At 62.0% G+C, this 17553-nt stretch carries 15 protein-coding genes and 1 tRNA gene; 8 read left to right on the forward strand and 8 right to left on the reverse strand.

Annotated elements, in window-relative coordinates:
- Positions 1 to 3 precede the first annotated feature (3 nt).
- Positions 4 to 315: a DUF1883 domain-containing protein gene (locus tag ACLBKR_RS06765; protein WP_112830250.1), complete on the reverse strand. Its 312-nt coding sequence runs from the start codon at positions 313 to 315 to the stop codon at positions 4 to 6.
- 182 nt (positions 316 to 497) lie between these two features.
- On the opposite strand from ACLBKR_RS06765, the gene ACLBKR_RS06770 reads away from it, so the two are divergent.
- The 3 genes from ACLBKR_RS06770 to ACLBKR_RS06780 all read left to right on the forward strand — a co-directional run bounded on the left by ACLBKR_RS06770 (position 498) and on the right by ACLBKR_RS06780 (position 2514).
- Positions 498 to 752: a hypothetical protein gene (locus ACLBKR_RS06770; RefSeq protein ID WP_414901076.1), complete on the forward strand. Its 255-nt coding sequence runs from the start codon at positions 498 to 500 to the stop codon at positions 750 to 752.
- A gap of 994 nt (positions 753 to 1746) precedes the next feature.
- A complete protein-coding gene (locus tag ACLBKR_RS06775; RefSeq protein WP_112830248.1) occupies positions 1747 to 2178 on the forward strand; it encodes an OsmC family protein in 432 nt (143 codons plus the stop codon).
- 132 nt (positions 2179 to 2310) lie between these two features.
- Positions 2311 to 2514: a DUF1059 domain-containing protein gene (locus ACLBKR_RS06780; RefSeq protein ID WP_112830247.1), complete on the forward strand. Its 204-nt coding sequence runs from the start codon at positions 2311 to 2313 to the stop codon at positions 2512 to 2514.
- Positions 2515 to 2916: 402 nt separating this feature from the next.
- Here ACLBKR_RS06780 and ACLBKR_RS06785 read toward each other — a convergent pair whose 3' ends face one another.
- Both ACLBKR_RS06785 and ACLBKR_RS06790 read right to left on the reverse strand, forming a co-directional pair.
- A complete protein-coding gene (locus ACLBKR_RS06785) occupies positions 2917 to 3204 on the reverse strand; it encodes a GIY-YIG nuclease family protein (protein WP_113487618.1) in 288 nt (95 codons plus the stop codon).
- A gap of 320 nt (positions 3205 to 3524) precedes the next feature.
- Entirely contained in the window at positions 3525 to 7337 is a 3813-nt protein-coding gene (locus tag ACLBKR_RS06790; RefSeq protein ID WP_113487641.1) for a vitamin B12-dependent ribonucleotide reductase, read from the reverse strand.
- A gap of 786 nt (positions 7338 to 8123) precedes the next feature.
- On the opposite strand from ACLBKR_RS06790, the gene ACLBKR_RS06795 reads away from it, so the two are divergent.
- From ACLBKR_RS06795 to ACLBKR_RS06805, 3 genes are all read left to right on the forward strand, one after another.
- Complete coding sequence (locus ACLBKR_RS06795) at positions 8124 to 10028, forward strand: methyl-accepting chemotaxis protein (RefSeq protein ID WP_414901079.1); 1905 nt, start codon at positions 8124 to 8126, stop codon at positions 10026 to 10028.
- Positions 10029 to 10193: 165 nt separating this feature from the next.
- Positions 10194 to 10562 (forward strand): metalloregulator ArsR/SmtB family transcription factor, encoded by a 369-nt coding sequence (locus tag ACLBKR_RS06800; RefSeq protein WP_113437812.1) that lies wholly within the window; start codon positions 10194 to 10196, stop codon positions 10560 to 10562.
- Positions 10559 to 11092, forward strand: coding sequence for an SRPBCC family protein (locus tag ACLBKR_RS06805; RefSeq protein WP_113339642.1), 534 nt, complete (start codon positions 10559 to 10561; stop codon positions 11090 to 11092). Before ACLBKR_RS06800 ends, ACLBKR_RS06805 begins: the two co-directional genes overlap by 4 nt.
- An 85-nt stretch (positions 11093 to 11177) precedes the next feature.
- Here ACLBKR_RS06805 and gpt read toward each other — a convergent pair whose 3' ends face one another.
- The 3 genes from gpt to ACLBKR_RS06820 all read right to left on the reverse strand — a co-directional run bounded on the left by gpt (position 11178) and on the right by ACLBKR_RS06820 (position 13632).
- On the reverse strand, positions 11178 to 11675 hold the full coding sequence (gene gpt / locus ACLBKR_RS06810) for a xanthine phosphoribosyltransferase (protein WP_112830241.1): 498 nt from the start codon (positions 11673 to 11675) through the stop codon (positions 11178 to 11180).
- A gap of 230 nt (positions 11676 to 11905) precedes the next feature.
- Entirely contained in the window at positions 11906 to 12748 is an 843-nt protein-coding gene (locus ACLBKR_RS06815; RefSeq protein ID WP_112830240.1) for a universal stress protein, read from the reverse strand.
- 95 nt (positions 12749 to 12843) lie between these two features.
- Positions 12844 to 13632 carry a competence/damage-inducible protein A gene (locus tag ACLBKR_RS06820; protein ID WP_113437813.1) on the reverse strand — a complete coding sequence of 263 codons (789 nt, stop codon included), beginning with the start codon at positions 13630 to 13632 and terminating at the stop codon, positions 12844 to 12846.
- 326 nt (positions 13633 to 13958) lie between these two features.
- Between ACLBKR_RS06820 and wrbA the strand changes: the two genes are divergently transcribed.
- Positions 13959 to 14555, forward strand: a complete 597-nt coding sequence (gene wrbA / locus ACLBKR_RS06825; RefSeq protein WP_112830305.1) for an NAD(P)H:quinone oxidoreductase type IV — start codon at positions 13959 to 13961, stop codon at positions 14553 to 14555.
- A 145-nt stretch (positions 14556 to 14700) separates the two neighbouring features.
- The gene (locus tag ACLBKR_RS06830; protein ID WP_112830238.1) at positions 14701 to 14958 is read left to right on the forward strand and encodes a PilZ domain-containing protein; all 258 of its coding nucleotides are present in this window, start codon (positions 14701 to 14703) and stop codon (positions 14956 to 14958) included.
- A gap of 94 nt (positions 14959 to 15052) precedes the next feature.
- On the opposite strand, the gene ACLBKR_RS06835 is transcribed toward ACLBKR_RS06830, so the two are convergent.
- Positions 15053 to 15138, reverse strand: a tRNA-Leu gene (locus ACLBKR_RS06835).
- 88 nt (positions 15139 to 15226) lie between these two features.
- Positions 15227 to 17443 carry a putative bifunctional diguanylate cyclase/phosphodiesterase gene (locus tag ACLBKR_RS06840; RefSeq protein ID WP_414901083.1) on the reverse strand — a complete coding sequence of 739 codons (2217 nt, stop codon included), beginning with the start codon at positions 17441 to 17443 and terminating at the stop codon, positions 15227 to 15229.
- Positions 17444 to 17553: the final 110 nt, after the last annotated feature.

Genomic DNA, 17553 nt, shown 5'->3' on the forward strand with positions numbered 1-17553 from the left:
AGTTCAGGAGGCCTTGCTCACCCGCGGTGCCGAGGGTGCCGCAATCATCTTCACCGAGGAATCGGCAAGGCCGTGATGGCCTTCCATGTCGACGATCAGGTGCCAGTGGCCGCTTTCGGGAATGGTGAGCTTGATCGGCGACTTCTTGGCGACGCCGCCGAGATACTTGAAATCGAGCGCTTCCCTGAACCGCTGGAAATTGCCGGGCGTCATCAGCCGCACATTGGCGACCGCCGACAGCGTCACTTCGATGATGGTGCCGGCGCGCTGTTCCTTGAGGTCGTAGTGGCTAAAGCGGAAGGTCGGCCTGGACATTCGGCTCCTCGTCTCGATGTCATCAATTCAACTTCGCTAATCTACATCATCGGGGTTAAGGAAGGGTTCGTGGCGCATGGCGGTTCACGCGGTCACGAACCGGAACAAAGTCCGCCGCGGGGCGTTTTCCGGCTGAAGAAAGACTGAAGGCAAGATACACTGAAACAGAGAAGGAGACCCCGATGAAGACCGATCTTTTCATCACCTTCGTGGTCGCCCTGACGGTCAATGCCGTTCTCTTCGGCGTAGGCGCGATCACCGTGCTTTCGGTCCCGGCGCTCGCCGAACAGGCGAAATACCTGCTGCCGGCGGTGATCGTCGCGGCCTTCGTCGCCACACCCTTCATCGCCCGGCTTCTGGCGCCGCGTCTGCGTCTGAGCTACTGGCGCGAACGCGAGGAACTCCCCCTTCCTGCACGGAAGGCCGGCACGCCATAACCGCAAAGAAAACAGACAACGACATTCCCCTCCGACCTCCACCTGATCCCCCGTCTTCCCTGGACGGGGGATTTTTTTCCTCGTGACGGGCAGGCATGCGTTCTCTTTCACGCGAGCCCTGCGGCCCCGCGGCTTGAGGTGTTGTCCTGGTCCTCCCTCGCCACCTTGCGGAGGCCTCCGGCTGAAGGTCGGCCGGGACACGGTCGCGTGCCGCGAATGAAATAAAAACGATGACACCCGATCGTGTCCCGTTCGGCGGTTTTTATCCGCGCGGTCGGTCCCTCTGCTCCGGCGGTTCCCGGGAGTTTCCGTCCGTCGGGCTGCGGCTTTCGCCGCCGGACGCCCGGGACCACCCGATACCGCCGGTCTCTGACGCCTTGCAGGCGCGTCCGGCGCGCCGTCAGGGCCGACATGGGGTTCAGCCGTCCGAGGCCTTCCCATGTCCCCACGTCGCCGGAGGGAGACCAGTTTGCGCGGACCCGGATCGTGAGATCTTGCGTCTCTCCCTCACGACCCGCGCCGGCCCCGCCTCGCCGGCACGCCTGCCGGTGTATCCGCGACGGGACGAGGAGATTGTAGGCATGGGGCATGAGGACGGGGATTTTGCGGGAAAACGGGGAAGAGCGGATAGATTGGGGGTGAGGGGCGCTGTTTCTGCCCGCTCCGGTGATACTTCTTCATTTATTCCCGCCGTCATCTATCTCCGAAAGCTTCCCTTGGTCCACCCAATGCCACTCATTCCCCTTTATGCCGCCCCCTTCATGCCGGGCCTGACCCGATATCCAGCCGCGGGATGTCCATCTCACGGGGACACCGGCCTTCATTGGACCCCTTGAGAGACTGGCCCCGAGGTCAGCCCGGTTTGCGGACACCCCGGCGGGAGCCGGAACGGGTCAGGGATAACGGAGGGCAAAATCGGGTGAACGCGGAACAGATGTCGTCTTCGCGCATTAGGCTTAGGGTCGAATTCGGACTGAACCCAGGGAGAAAGAGAATGGCCATTGAAAAGCGTGGTTCCGCCCACTGGAGCGGCGGACTGAGGGACGGGCGCGGAACGGTTTCCACCGAAAGCGGTGCACTGAAAGAGCACCCCTATGGCTTCAAGACCCGTTTCGAGGGCGTTCCGGGCAGCAATCCGGAGGAACTGATCGGCGCGGCGCACGCCGCCTGCTTCACCATGGCGCTCTCCAAGGAACTCGGGGATGCCGGCTTCACCGCGGAAGCCCTCGATACGACGGCCAAGGTGACGCTCGATCAGGTCGGCGGCGGCTTTGCGATCACCGCGATCGAACTCAGCCTGCGCGGCAAGGTGCCCGGCACGGACGAGGCGACCTTCCGCGGCATTGCCGAAAAGGCCAAGGCCGGCTGCCCGGTCTCGAAGGCGCTCGCCGCCGTTCCGATCAGCCTCAATGTGACCTTCGGCTGAGGGGCTTTTCTCCCGATTGCGAAGGGTTTGGCGGGGCCGGCGGGCAGCGTTTGTCGTTTGCCGGTCCCCGATAATGGGCGTATAATTTCTGCCTTCCGGCCGCCCCGGCCGGAGCTTCGTGAGGAGGAGAAAATGTCACGCCAATACATCGATTGCCGTGAATTCCCGAGCGAAATGAAATGCACCGTCGCCATCTCGGCAGACACCACGGAGGAACTCGTCAACGCCGCCGTGCAGCATGCCGTTGCCGTTCATGGCGAACACGACACCCCCGCATTCCGCCAGGAAATCAAGAAGGCCATCCACAAGATGGAAGCATCCCGCAAAGTTGCATGACGCCGGGATGATGGGAGCCAAGCGCCACCTCCTTTGCGGAGGGGGTGGCGAGGGGATCCGGTAAGAACCGAGGCTGGATAGGAGTTCACGTTTCCCCGTCATCCCGGCCTTGTGCCGGGATCCAGCAGCGCGATGTCCATCGCGCGGAAGACATTTGAAGATATGGCCGGATGAAGACTATTGTCTTTTCGGCTCGCAGACGCTCGCCGGCTGGATTCCTGTGACAAGCACAGGAATGACGGGTGTGGGAACGATCTTCACACACTTGCCGCCTGCGAATTCGCGGCGAATTTCCCCGCGGAGCTCGGCGTTTAGGTAAAGGCTCTGCTATTGCCGGGCCCGCTTCGATCTCCCGAATTCCTTCATATTTTCCCGCCCGCCTGCAGCATTAAGGAAACGGGATCACAGCAGGTAGTGGGAGATGTCATCCCAGTCGGGATTCACGCTCTCGATCAGATTGAGTTTCCATGCCCTTGGCCATTTCTTGATGGTCTTTTCCCGCGTCAAGGCTGATGTAATCAGGTCATGGACCTCGAACCAGACAAGCGTCTTGACGCCATATCGGCTCGTGAAGCCTGGTGTGAGGTCATGCCGGTGTTCGTAAAGGCGGCGCGCGAGGTCGCTCGTCACGCCCGTGTAGAGCGTGCCGTTCCGTTTGGACGCGAGGATGTAGACATAGCCCTGACGCATGTGGGCAGGATGGCACGACCGGCCGAATACGCAAAGGCAATGTCATGCCGTGCCAACGTTTCCCCGTCATCCCGGACTTGTTCCGGGATCCAGCAGCGCGATGTCCATCGCGCGAAAGACATTTGAAGACACGACGGTATGAGACTGTTGTCTTCCCGGCTCGCAGACGCTCGCCGGCTGGATTCCTGTGACAAACACAGGAATGACGGAGAGATAGCGAAGCCGTCGGCGCGTTCTTACAAAAGATGTAGATAGAACAAAGCCCGGAAACCATGTTTCCGGGCTTTGCCAGTCGAAATTTGCTCAATCGGGCCTAGAGATCAGCTGCACCCGCTCGTTGCGCCGCAGGTGTCGCACTTCTCGCAGGTGCCGTTGCGGACCATGGTGAAGTTCTGGCACTCGGAGCACATGTTGCCGGTGTAGCCCTGGGCGATCGAGCGCATGCGGCGGTCGGCCTCGAGCTTCTTGGCTTCCGTCTTGGCGGCAGCGGCGTCGGCGGCGGCCTTGTCGGAGAAGAGCGCGGTCTTTTCCTGTGCCGGCTCGCTTGCCACTTCCTCGGCGATCTCTTCCGCCAGTTCGGCTGCGCGTTCCTCGTAGTCGCGCTTGAAGGCGACGATTTCGGAGGTCGAGATGGCGGTTGTCACTTCCAGCTTGCGGGCCGCGTTGCCGGAAAATGCCGTCACGTTGGCGCCACCGGATGCCTTGGCGGGGGCGGCGGTCGCCGCGCCCTTCGGCTCGGCCAGCGAGCGGTCGACATTGCCGCCGGAAACCAGCGTCGGCTTGTAGCCGCGGGTCCAGCCGGTGGAAATCAGGTTGGTCTTGCCTTCCTGGATGCCCTTGCCGAGCGCGGTGTTGGAAAAGTCCGACGTATCGACATGCGCGAGGTCGTGACGGCCGAGATAGGAGACGGCAAGTTCGCGGAACACGTAGTCGAGGATCGACGTGGCGTTCTTGATCGCGTCATTGCCCTGAACCATGCCGGCCGGCTCGAACTTGGTGAAGGTGAAGGCCTCCACATATTCCTCGAGCGGAACGCCGTATTGCAGGCCGAGCGAGATCGCGATGGCGAAGTTGTTCATCATCGCACGGAAGGCGGCACCTTCCTTGTGCATGTCGATGAAGATTTCGCCGAGGCGGCCGTCGCCGAATTCGCCGGTGCGGAGATAAACCTTGTGGCCGCCGACGGTGGCCTTCTGGGTGTAGCCCTGACGGCGGTTCGGAAGCTTTTCCCGCTCGCGCACGACCCGCTCGATCACCCGTTCGATGATCTTTTCGGTGACGGTGACCGCCTGGGCTGCAACCGGCTGCTGGATCAGGTCGTCGAGCGCATCCTCTTCATCCTCGTCCTCGATCAGCGCGGCGTTGAGCGGCTGCGAGAGCTTGGAACCATCGCGATAGAGCGCGTTGGCCTTGAGCGCCAGACGCCACGACAGCATGTAGGCTGCGCCGCAATCCTCGACGGTCGCCTCGTTCGGCATGTTGATCGTCTTGGAGATCGCGCCAGAGATGAACGGCTGGGCAGCCGCCATCATGCGGATATGGCTTTCGACCGAGAGGTAGCGCTTGCCGATCTTGCCGCAGGGATTGGCGCAATCGAATACGGCCAGATGCTCGGGCTTGAGGAAGGGTGCGCCTTCCAGCGTCATCGCGCCGCAGACATGGATGTTCGCGGCTTCGATTTCCTTCTTCGTGAAGCCGAGATGCTCCAGCAGGTTGAAGCTCATGTCGGAGAGCTGCTCGTCGGAAACCTTGAGCGTGCCCTTCAGGAAGTCGGCGCCGAGCGTCCACTGGTTGAAGACGAACTTGATGTCGAAGGCGGCCTTCAGCGCGCCGTTGACGGCTTCGATCTTCTCGTCGGTGAAGCCCTTGGCCTTGAGCGAGGACGGGTTGATGCTAGGTGCCTGGTTCAGGTTTCCATGGCCGACGGCATAAGCGTCGATTTCGGCGATCTGGCTCTCGGTGTAGCCGAGGGTGCGCAGCGCTTCCGGAACGGCGGCGTTGATGATCTTGAAGTAGCCGCCGCCGGCGAGCTTCTTGAACTTCACCAGCGCGAAGTCGGGCTCGATGCCGGTCGTGTCGCAATCCATGACCAGACCGATCGTGCCGGTCGGGGCAATAACCGAGACCTGCGCATTGCGGTAGCCGTGCTTTTCGCCAAGCGCCAAGGCCTTGTCCCAGGCAGCCTTCGCATGAGCGATCAGGGCCGGGTCGGAGCAATCGGCGTGGATAAGAGCCACCGGATCGACGGACAGGCCTTCATAACCCGAGGTCTCGCCATGGGCGGCGCGGCGATGGTTGCGGATGACGCGCAGCATGTTGTCGCGGTTCGGCGCATAGCCCGGGAACGGACCGAGTTCGGAGGCGATCTCGGCCGAGGTCGCGTAGGAAACGCCGGTCATGATTGCGGTCAGCGCGCCGCAGATGGCGCGGCCTTCAGCCGAGTCGTACGGAATGCCCGAGGACATCAGCAGGCCGCCGATATTGGCGTAGCCGAGGCCGAGCGTGCGGTATTCGTAGGAGAGTTCGGCGATCTGGCGCGACGGGAACTGCGCCATCATCACCGATATCTCGAGAACGACGGTCCACAGGCGAACGGCGTGTTCGTAATCGGCGATGTTGATCTTCTTGGTCGCTGCATCCTTGAACTGCAGGAGGTTCAGCGAAGCGAGATTGCACGCCGTGTCGTCGAGGAACATGTATTCCGAGCACGGGTTCGACGCACGGATCGGGCCGGCGGCCGGGCAGGTGTGCCAGTCGTTCATCGTCGTGTTGAAATGCAGGCCCGGATCGGCCGATGCCCAGGCGGCATAGGAGATCTTGTCCCAGAGGTCGCGCGCCTTCAGCGTCTTCATGACGCGGCCGTCCTTGCGGGCGGTCAGGTTCCAGTCGCCATCGGCCTCGACGGCGCGCAGGAAGTCATCCTTCAGCGAGACGGAGTTGTTGGAGTTCTGGCCGGAAACGGTGAGATAGGCTTCCGAATCCCAGTCCGTATCATAGGTCTTGAATTCCATGTCCTTGTAGCCCTGCTGGGCGAACTGGATGACCCGCTTGATGTAGTTTTCCGGAACCTGATCCTTCTTGGCGGCGCGGATTTCACGCTTCAGCGCCGGGTTCTTGGCCGGATCGAAGCATTCGTCGTTATCCGCTTCGCAGTTGACGCAGGCCTTCATGATCGCCTTGAGGTGCTTGGCGACGATCTTGGAGCCGGTGACCAGCGCTGCGACCTTCTGCTCTTCCTTCACCTTCCAGTCGATATAGGCTTCGATATCCGGATGGTCGATGTCGACCACGACCATCTTCGCCGCACGGCGGGTGGTGCCGCCCGACTTGATCGCGCCGGCGGCGCGGTCGCCGATCTTCAGGAAGCTCATCAGGCCGGAGGAGCGGCCGCCGCCCGAAAGCTTTTCGCCTTCGCCGCGCAGATAGGAGAAGTTGGAGCCGGTGCCGGAGCCGTACTTGAAGAGACGGGCTTCGCGGACCCAGAGGTCCATGATGCCGCCTTCGTTGACGAGGTCGTCCTCGACGGACTGGATGAAGCAGGCGTGCGGCTGCGGATGCTCATAGGCCGACTTGGACTTGACGAGCTTGCCGGTGAAGGGGTCGACGTAGAAATGGCCCTGGCCGGGGCCGTCGATGCCATAGGCCCAGTGCAGGCCGGTGTTGAACCACTGCGGGGAATTCGGGGCGACGCGCTGGGTGGCGAGCATATAGGCAAGCTCGTCCCGGAAGGCGAGGGCATCTTCCTCGGACGTGAAATACTTGCCCTTCCAGCCCCAGTAGGTCCAGGTGCCGGCGAGACGGTCGAAAACCTGACGGGCATCGGTTTCGGAGCCGAAGCGCTCGTTTTCGGGCAGCGCCTTCAGGGCTTCGGTGTCGGGTACGGAGCGCCACAGGAAGGAGGGGACGTCATTCTCCTCGACCTTTTTCAGGGCCTTCGGCACGCCGGCCTTGCGGAAATACTTCTGGGCGAGAACGTCCGTCGCGACCTGGCTGAACTGCGCGGGCACGTCGATATCGGCCGCCCGGAAGACGATCGAACCGTCGGGGTTCTTGATCTCGCTCACAGCCTTGCGGAATTCGATCTCCGCATAGGCTGATTGGCCTGGCTTGGTAAAACGTCGTTCTATACGCATCTTCGTCCCTCGCATCTGGCGCGCCATTATAGGCGCAAAAAGCCCCGTCCGTCTGCAAGCGCTTGCCGCGCAGCCGGTTGTCATTCGTCCGTCAGTTGATTCACCCGGAGATGAGTGACGGTCTATATTGTGTTGATTACGGCTGCAAGCCTACTAGATATAGTGTTAACAAATTCTTGCTGCCAGTCCCCACTTGTGTTTTGGCGGCAGAAAATCGCACACGAGACCGGTTCGGGCAGGCCGATTCCTCATGAATCGCATCCCGTGCTCAAACCATCGATTTTCAGAAACGAACCGGCCTCGTTATCGTCCGGTCCAGTCGCCGCCGCAACATAAGAAAGCATTAACTTTGAAACGGCCGAGTCCGTCAAGGGCTGGTTTGAGACGAAATGGTTAACACCACATCTTGTGGCTCGCATCTGTGGAAAACGGGGAAAGAGACGAGACCAAGGAAATCAGCGATTTGCCGGGAAAGCCTGAGGTGAAGCCTGTGCCTGGGCCGAATTTTTTCCACTGTTTTGCCACATTGCGGTCGAAGCAGGGAAAGGCGTGCACGGCATCCGCTTTGCGTCGTGACTGGAGGGAAAGACGGTCTGGCGATTCGCGCAGAAGCCCGTCAAAACGCCCGGATGCGGCGGTCTCGTGTGAATTATCTGTGCCGTCTGCAACCAATTTGAAACAGATTCCGGTCAAAATCGTCCCAAATGGACCCCAAATGACTTGCGGGTTTTACGGGACGGGTAGCCGCCGCGCATGAGCCGGTTCGCGCCCCCACGGGATTTCCACATGAACATCGTCAATCTCTCTATCCTGAAGAAGATCAGTCTTCTGGTCGTTCTCATGGGCTGTGCCGCGGGCATCATTGCGGCGGTGGGAGCGCAGAGCCTCTTCTCCCTCGGTGCGTCCCTCAAGGACACAGGCGCACGCGAGGAAGTGGCCCGCGAGGCCATGGACCTGCGCGTCGACATCATCGCCATCAGCCGCATGACCTACCAACTCGCGCTCGCGCCGGAGAAGGCCGCCGACTTCGCCGCCGAAACGGACAAGCGCTCCAAGGAGATGCTGGACCGCCTGCCGAAAATCGCCTCGACGGCGGACGCCAACGAACAGAAGCTGTTGGAAGACATCCGCACCACGCTGAGCGCCTATTTCGGCAAGATCCGGGAAATGGTAGCGGTCGCTGCAACCGACGCCGGCAAGGACCGGGCGATGATGGCCGCCGAACTCGACAAGGTCCTGGAAGCCCAGAAGACCGTCACCAACACGGTCAAGCTCTACAGCACTTCGTCCGCCGAATCGCTCGCCAAGTCCCGCGCCGCTGCGCTTGCCGCCTCGAGCTTCACCGTCGTCGTGCTCTTTGCCACGGCCATTTTCTGCATCGTTGCCGGCGTCGCCGCGAGTTTCCTGCTGGCAAGCCGCGGCATCGTAAAGCCGATCCGGAACCTCACCGACGTCATGTCGAAGCTTGCATCCGGCAAGCTGGGTGAAGTCATTCCCGGCACCGACCGCAAGGACGAGATCGGTGCGATGGCGCGCGCGCTGGAAGTCTTCCAGGCCAACGAGCGGCAGATGCGCGAAATGGAAGCTCAGGAAGCTGCACTGCACGCCCAGAGCAAGGACCTGCAGACCAGCATCAGCGGCATCGTCGCGGCAGCCGTTGCCGGCGATTTCAGCAAGCGTATTTCGAAGGCCTACGAAGACGAGGACCTGCAGCGTTTTGCCGCGAGCGTCAACGAACTCGTGGAAAGCGTGGATCGCGGCATCACCGAGGTCCGTCGCGTCATCGCCGCACTGTCCGACGCCGACCTGATGCAGGAAATGCAGGGGCAGTTCCAGGGCGCCTTCGCCGAACTTCAGGCAAACGTCAATACCACCATGGGCACACTGCGCAGCACCATGCTGAACATCCGCTCCGTGGCCGGCACGATCACCTCCAACTCCGGCGAGCTGAGCTCGGCCGCCAACCAGCTTGCCCGCCGCACCGAGCAGCAGGCGGCGGCACTCGAGGAAACCGCAGCCGCGCTCGAGGAGATCACCACGACCGTCCGCACCTCCAGCGAACGGGCGAACGAAGCGAGCCGCATGGTGCATGAGACGAAGGAAAGCGCCGGCAAGTCGGGCGCCATCGTCCGCAGCGCCATCGACGCCATGGGCCGTATCGAGCAGTCCTCGCAGAAGATCAGCCAGATCATCTCGGTGATCGACGAGATCGCGTTCCAGACCAACCTGCTGGCGCTGAATGCCGGCGTCGAAGCGGCGCGTGCAGGCGAGGCCGGGCGTGGCTTTGCCGTCGTCGCCCAGGAAGTGCGCGAACTCGCCCAGCGTTCCGCCAATGCCGCCAAGGAAATCAAGACGCTGATTACGGCGTCGGCCGAGGAGGTGAACGGCGGCGTCTCGCTGGTGCTGTCGACCGGCAAGGCGCTGACCGAGATCGAGGAACTGGTCAACCGCGTCAACGACCATGTGGCGAGCATCGCCCTTGCGGCTCAGGAACAATCCTCGGCGCTCGGCGAGATCAACACCTCGGTCAACCATATGGACCAGATGACCCAGCAGAATGCCGCCATGGTGGAAGAAACCACTGCGTCCAGCGAGATTCTGGCCGGCGAAGCCCGTCAGTTGCAGGAACAGCTCGGCCGCTTCCGCCTGGAAGGCAGCGCCTATGCCGGCCAGTCGCGCTACGCGGCATAACCCGGCTATCCGACTCCCGATCAGAAAAAGGCGCCGCAGCGATGCGGCGCCTTTTGTTTTAGATGTCCTCTTCTTCGCGAGTCAGAGCGGTGGCACCGCGCCGAAGGTCTGTTTTTATTTAACCGGTCGGTTGACTATTGACTCGGATGCCGTATATTCAACTTTATGGTTGAATATCTTGAGCAGTCTCTGGACGATGTTTTTCACGCGCTCGGCGACGCAACGCGCCGGCGCATGCTGCGCGAGTTGACCTCCGGTGAACGCACCGTCGGCCAGCTTGCCGAACCCTTCGACATGTCGCTTGCGGCAGTCTCCAAGCATATCAAGGTGCTGGAAGCCGCCGGTCTGCTCCGGCGGGAGGTGCGCGGCCGCACCCATTTTTGCCGGATCGAGCCGGGACCGCTCGCCAGCGCCCATGAATGGCTCGAATTCTACGAACGCTTCTGGACCAGCCGTCTGGATACGCTCGAACGCCTGCTTCGTGAGGAGGATGGGCGGCAAACCCGAACCAGTGAAAGAGGAGAAGAGCAATGACCGAACTTGCAGGCATGCACACCTTTGGCGAACTGATCGAGCCCGCCACGCTGAAGATCGAACGAATTCTGCCTGGATCGGCAGAACGTGTCTGGTCCTATCTGACCGATGGCGAGTTGCGCAGAAAATGGCTCGCTGCGGGAACCATGCAGATGAATGCGGGCACGCCTTTCGAACTTGTCTGGCGTAACGACGAATTGACCGATCCGCCGGGAAAGCGCCCGGACGCCTTTCCTGAGGAACAGCGGATGCAGAGCCGCATTATCGAGGTCGATCCGCCGCGGCGCCTGGTGTTTTCCTGGGGCGAACGGGGCGAGGTGTCCTTCACCCTGGAACCGAAGGGAAGCGAGGTGCTGCTCACCGTCATCCACCGCCGCATCAGCGACCGGACCAACGAGATCATGATCGGCGCCGGCTGGCACATGCATCTCGAAGTGCTCGCCGCGGTACTTTCCGGTGGCCGCAGCGAGCCCTTCTGGGATGGATGGGCCCGGCTGTGCCGGGAATACGAGCGCCGGCTGCCGGGCTGAATAGCCGGATGCAATCCCCGCTGTCGACGAAAAAGCCCGCCGGATGGCGGGCTTGGAAGATGCGACCGTATATCGTTGAGGTGGATCAGCCCTTGCTGCCCTTGGCGATCGGCTCCTGATAGGTGAAGCCCATGTCCCAGGGGAAGTAGATCCAGGTATCCTGTGAGACCTCGGTGATGAAGGTGTCGATGGTCGGGACGCCCTTCGGCTTGGCATAGACGCAGGCGAAGTGTGCCTTCGGCAGCATTTCGCGGACCTCCAGCGCCGTCTTGCCGGTGTCGGTGAGGTCGTCGACCACGAGGACGCCCGCACCGCCATCGGTGGCAAGATCGGGCACGATGCCCTTCAAAAGCTGCGTCTCTCCCTGATTGACATAGTCGTGACGGGTCGCGATGCAGACGGTGTCGATCAGGCGGATGTTGAGTTCCCGCGAAATGATCGCTGCCGGCACGAGGCCGCCGCGGGTGATGCAGACGATGCCGCGGAATTCCTGATTGAGGCTGGCCAGCCGCCAGGCAAGGGCGCGCGCATCGCGGTGGAACTGATCCCAGGAAACGGGAAAGGCTTTATCGGGCAGGGACATCAGACTAAGAGCTCCGCAAGGGCGAGGGTTTCGTGTTCGCCGGCCGGCCGGCATCCTTTGAAGACCGGTCCGTTGCGGAACGGCGCGTCGCATGCGGCGCGCCGATGCCAAAAACGGCAAACGCGCGGACATGCCGCGCGAGTGTCGCCCGCAAGGGGCTCTGGTCTCTGGCCGCTGCTATTAGCGGCATTTCGGGGCCGAGCGCAAGAGCTTGTCGGCCCCTCGTATTTTCAGCGGGACAACAGCGTCAGTGCCGTCATCGAATCGAGCACGGTGCGGGTTACGCCGCCGAACAGGGCTTCCCACCAGCGCTTGTGGCCGTAGGCTCCCATGACGAGCAGGTCGATGGAACTGTCCGAGAGACGGTTCTCGATTGCCGCGGAAGCCGGGAGATTGTCCGATTCCTGAAGCACCACGGTGACGTTGACGCCGTGACGGGCAAGCGTTGCCGCGATCTCGGCACCCGCCATCGAGGCGGACTGGCTGACAGTCTCCGGCGGATCGACCGAGAAGACCTCGACCGCCTCGGCGGCCTTCAGGAAGGGCAGGGCGTCGAACGTGGCGCGGGCGGCTTCCCGCGAACCGTTCCAGGCAATCAGGACCCGCTTGATCGGCTTTGGCTGTTTCAGGATATAAGGCACGAGCAGCACGGGGCGTCCGCTTTCGAACAGGAAATTCTCAAGATCGGCGCGGCTTTCCGAAAGCAGCCCGCTCTCGCCCTGGCCGGCCACCACCAGATCGACAGACCGGGCGCTGTCGATCAGCGAAGCGGCGCTGTAGCCGGCGGAAGACACGAAGCTTCGCCATTCGTGAGAGGTCCCGTTCCGCTCGGCTGCGGCGCGGAAGACCTGCTCCACTGCGAGGGTTTCCTTGTGGGCCATGTCCTGCAGCGCCTGAACGGTGGCGGGATCCGGAATTTCCATCGGCGCGACCAGCGGCACGGCGGCTAGCGCCTCGGCGTGCAGTCCGACGATGTGGGAACCGAATTTTTCGGCAAGGAAAATAGAAAAATCAGTGATTTGTTGCGCGTCTTTCTGCGTGTCCAGGACGGCAAGAAGTGTCTTGTAACCCATGGTGGTCTCCTCGGCGGTGTTTAAATCGGTCCCGCTTCAACATACTGCCGCCGGAGACTGGTCCCTTCCTTGACTTCGGTCAATAGCGCGCAGCGTCAGGCGAGTTCACCGGTGCCGAGATCCTTCCGGCGGTCGGCATCCTTCTCGGCGGTGATCGCCGCGATCATGGCCAGGATGTCGGCCGCCGCCGCGTCGACGGCTGCCGCATCGCGGGCGCGCACCACGAGTTCCGTCGAAAAACGCTGTCCGTCGAACTGCGGATAAGAGCCGATCGAGGTATCGGGATGCACCTTCTGTACGCCGGCGAGAAGTGTTCCGATATCGCCCTCGCCGAAGGGGCAGGCGATGGAGCGGGAAATGACCCTCGCGCCGGCGGGAAGGGCTGAAATCACGGCGTCCAGCATCGCCTGGAAGACCTGTGGAACACCGGCCATGACATGCACGTTGCCGATGATGAAGCCCGGCGCGGTCGACACCGGATTGGGAATGTGGCGCGCCCCCCGCGGCATGCGCGCCATGCGCTGGCGCGCCTCGGTAAATTCGAGGCCGCGGCGCTGATACATCTCGCCGAGCAGGCGCATCGCGTCGGCATCGTGTTCGCAGGGCACCCCGAACGCCTTCGACACCGCATCGGCGGTGATGTCGTCGTGAGTAGGCCCGATGCCGCCCGACGTGAAGACATAGTCGTAACGGCTGCGCAGCGCATCCAGCGCCGAAACGATCGCATCCTCCTCGTCGCCGACAATGCGCACTTCCTTGAGATCTATGCCTGCGACCGTCAGCATGTCGGCGAGGTGGCCGATATTCTTGTCCTTGGTGCGGCCCGAAAGCAGTTCATCGCCGATGGCGAGCATCGCCGCGGTCTTGATGGCTTGTTGTGTCATGAAATCCTGAGGTCCCGATTGTCCGCGGCGAAGGTAGTCCGCCGCCCGTCGAAAGCAAGAGGCAATCGAAAACAGGAGGCCAATCGCCAGTGGCAGGATAGTGGAGGCGTCGCACGGCGATGTGCAACGGAATTGCGAATGCAAGGGAAAAACGTTCACCTGGAATGAACACTGCGTATCAGTGTCGTCATCTGGTGAACGACCGACCGCCGCTATAGATTACCTCCATCGATCACGACGGAACATCGGGCATGATCCTCGACTTTATCAAACGGCTTTTCGGCGACCAGCCGCAAACGGCCATCCCAACCAAGGAAAGCAGACCAATGGCAAAGGTACTCGTTCTCTACTACTCCTCCTACGGGCACATCGAAACCATGGCTTATGCCGTGGCGGAAGGCGCAAAATCGGCCGGTGCCGACGTCACCGTCAAGCGCGTTCCGGAACTCGTTCCGGAAGAGGTCGCCAAGAGCTCGCACTTCAAGCTTGACCAGAAGGCCGAGATCGCAACCCCGGCAGAACTCGAAAACTACGATGCCATCATCGTTGGCGCCGGCACGCGCTTCGGCACGGTCGCCTCGCAGATGCGCAACTTCTGGGACCAGACCGGCGGTCTGTGGTTCGCCGGCAAGCTTGTCGGTAAGGTCGGCTCCGTCTTCACTTCGTCCGCAACCCAGCACGGCGGCCAGGAATCCACCATCCTCGGCTTCATTCCGACCCTGCTGCACCACGGCATGGTCGTCGCCGGCCTGCCCTATGCCTTCCAGGGCCAGATGGGCGTCGAAGCGGTCAAGGGCGGCTCGCCCTACGGCGCATCGACCATCACCGACGGCGACGGTTCGCGCCAGCCTTCCGAAGTCGAACTGGAAGCAGCCCGTTTCCAGGGCGCCCACGTCGCCAAGCTTGCCGCAAAGCTCGCCTGATCGGTCTTTTTATCTCAATGAATGGATGGGGCGGAGGATTTTCCTCCGCCCTTTTCGCTTGCGTGGCCAGTATTCGCCTGTCACGGCAATGAAACCTTAGGGATTTTCCGTATTCAATTCTGTCGAATGGACAGGATCGACGGCCATGGAAGAGAAAAGGGCACAACCAAGGGCGCGGGCGCTGAAGGCGGCTCGGATCATCCTGCCGGGCGGGTATTCCACCTTCGACTGCATGGTCCGCAACCTTTCGGCGGGCGGAGCCAAGCTGGTGATGGAAACGACCGTCGGCGTGCCGGATGAATTCAGCCTGCGATTCGAGGACGGAAGCATTCGTCCCTGCCAGGCGAAATGGCGCAACGCCAAGGAACTCGGCGTCGCCTTCGTCGCCACGAACGCTGCCTGACAGGCACGACAGTCATACGAAACCGGGGCGGACCAAGCGCCACCGCGTTGTGGCATGTCATATTCCCCTGACAGATTGAAATGTAGCGTCGGAGTGGTGCGGACGACGGGGGTCGAACCCGTATAGCCTAAGGCTGAGGGATTTTAAGTCCCTTGCGTCTACCAGTTTCGCCACGTCCGCGCGGGCTTCTATGTCCAGCACTTGGCGGATTCGGTCAAGGGCCGATGCCGGGGAATGTGTTCGCCGGGTGAATTCGGCGCCGGCGGCCTCATACAGCCTTGCGGAGCGGCCCCTGCGGCGAATGCTGGAGCATGCGCCAGATGTCTTCGCCGGGAACGGCCTGGGAATAGAGATAGCCCTGCAATTCGTCGCATCCGCTGGCAACCAGGAAATCCCGCTGTGCCGCCGTTTCGACGCCTTCGGCGGTGATCGAGAGGCCGCGGGCATGGCCGAGCTGGGTGATGGCGCGGATGATCGCTTCGTCGCCCGCCGACTTGCCGACGCCGGCGACGAACATGGCGTCGATCTTGATGCGGTCGGCGCCGATCTCCTGCAGGCGTCCGAGCGAGGAAAAGCCGATGCCGAAATCGTCGAGGGCGATCCTGACACCCAGTGTGCGCAGCGCCGCGATCGCCTTTGCGCAGGATTCTCGATCCTGCATGACGGCGGACTCCGTGATCTCGAGTTCCAGTTTCGAGGGAGGCAGCCCGGTTTTGTCGAGGATTCCGGCAACCTTGAGCGGGAAGGCGGGATCGCGCAACTGGGAAGGCGACACGTTGACCGCAATGGTGTCTATCGGCCAGTCCCGCGCGTCGCTGCAGGCCCGTTCGAGAACGAAGAAGCCTGTCGATGCAATAAGATCGGAGTCTTCCGCAATCGCGATGAACAGGTCCGGCGACAACAGGCCGCGGTCCGGATGATGCCAGCGCACAAGCGCCTCCACGCCGACCATCCTGCCGGTATCGCCCTCCACCTTGGGCTGATAATACACCTTCAGGTTCTCGCACGTATCCAGTTCCACACGGAGATCCTTTTCCAGCCGGGCCGTGTCCGCGATCAGAGCGTCCATGTGCTGGCTGTAGAAGGCATGCTGGCTGCGGCCGAGCGCCTTGGCGTGATAAAGCGCCAGATCCGCCTTGCGCACGAGGGCAGGGCGGTTGTCGGCATGTTCCGGCGCAAAGGCGATTCCGATCGATACGCCGATATGGGCGGTGTTGTGGCCGAGTTCGAAGGGTTTCTGGATGGCCGCCACGATTGCTGTCGCAAGAGCCTGCGCCGCGCCGTGATCGACGCTGCGCGCGATGATGACGAATTCGTCGCCGCCGATACGATAGAGCTTGTCGCCCTCGCCAAGCAATGTTCGCACGCGCCTCGTTGCTTCCAGGATGACATTGTCGCCTTCGCCGTGCCCGAGCGTGTCGTTCACCTTCTTGAAGCGGTCGAGATCCAGATACATGACCGCCAGCGGTATCGGCCGTTTCTCATCGCCGGCAAGGGCCCTGTCGAGATCCAGTTCGAAGCTGTAGCGGTTGGGGAGCGACGTCAGGGGGTCGTGATGGGCAAGGAAGCGGATGCGGTCCCGGTGTTCGGCGGCGTTCACCGATTTCCGATGGAGCGCGACAAGCGCCGTCACCACGGCGACGGCCAGAAGTCCGGCGGCGCCCGCGACGAGCGGCCAGATGGAATTCAGGAACTGCGAACCCGGCGCATCGGACCGCCACTGGATATAGCCGATGGTGTCGCCCGCGCCGCTGGTAAGGTCTGCATGGCCGAAACCCGCTCCGGCTGCGAACTGGCGAACGAAGGCGGGCGCGGCGAACTGATAAACGCTGGCAAGTTCGGAAAGAGAGCTTCCGTCCATGTAACGCACGGAAATGTGCAGGAATCCCTCTCCCGGCGCCTGCTCGATGTCGCCGCTGTCGGAAACGATCGGCTTGAGGCTGACGATCGCCGGATGCCCGTTGACAAAGGCATAGTCCTGTTTGCCCACGGTTTGTTCCCGCCGGTCCTTGTCGGGCTCCATGCCCTGTCGCAACATGGTCCTGAGGTTTTCGGCAAGGGGAACGGCGACGGATGCCACGGTCTCGAAGTAGGTGGGCTCCTGGCGGATTTCACGGGCGAAGGCATAGACCGGAGCGTTCCGTGTATCGACGATGTAGAGTTCGTCATGGCCGAAATAATCATGCATCCAGCGGCCCAGATTGCCGTCGATCCACCCGGCATCATATTCGATGCTCGTCTTGCGGACGGCTTCGTCCCATACCGTGACGCTCTCCTGATTGTGGGAGATCTCCTTGCGCATACGGTCGAGCGCCACCCGTGCAACGATGTCCTGCCGTTCGGCGGTGGCGCGGTCGATGTTGGAGGAGGCCCATACCAGGGTGTAGACCGCAATCAGTATGGCGCAGATCGTGCCGAGCGCTGCCGGCAGCGCGACCGCGAACAAGAAGCCGATACTTGTCCGCCGCTCATGAATCTCTGTCACGCATGTCCCCCTGTCTCGATGCAATCTCTATGACAGGGGAATATGTACGCTTGCTTAAACTCTGAATTCGAATTTAGCGATATATCACAAGTCGCGGTGCCTGTCCGTCC

Origin of the sequence: Paenirhizobium cremeum, assembly GCF_047553425.1 — a bacterium.
GTDB classification, from domain to species: domain Bacteria; phylum Pseudomonadota; class Alphaproteobacteria; order Rhizobiales; family Rhizobiaceae; genus Allorhizobium; species Allorhizobium cremeum.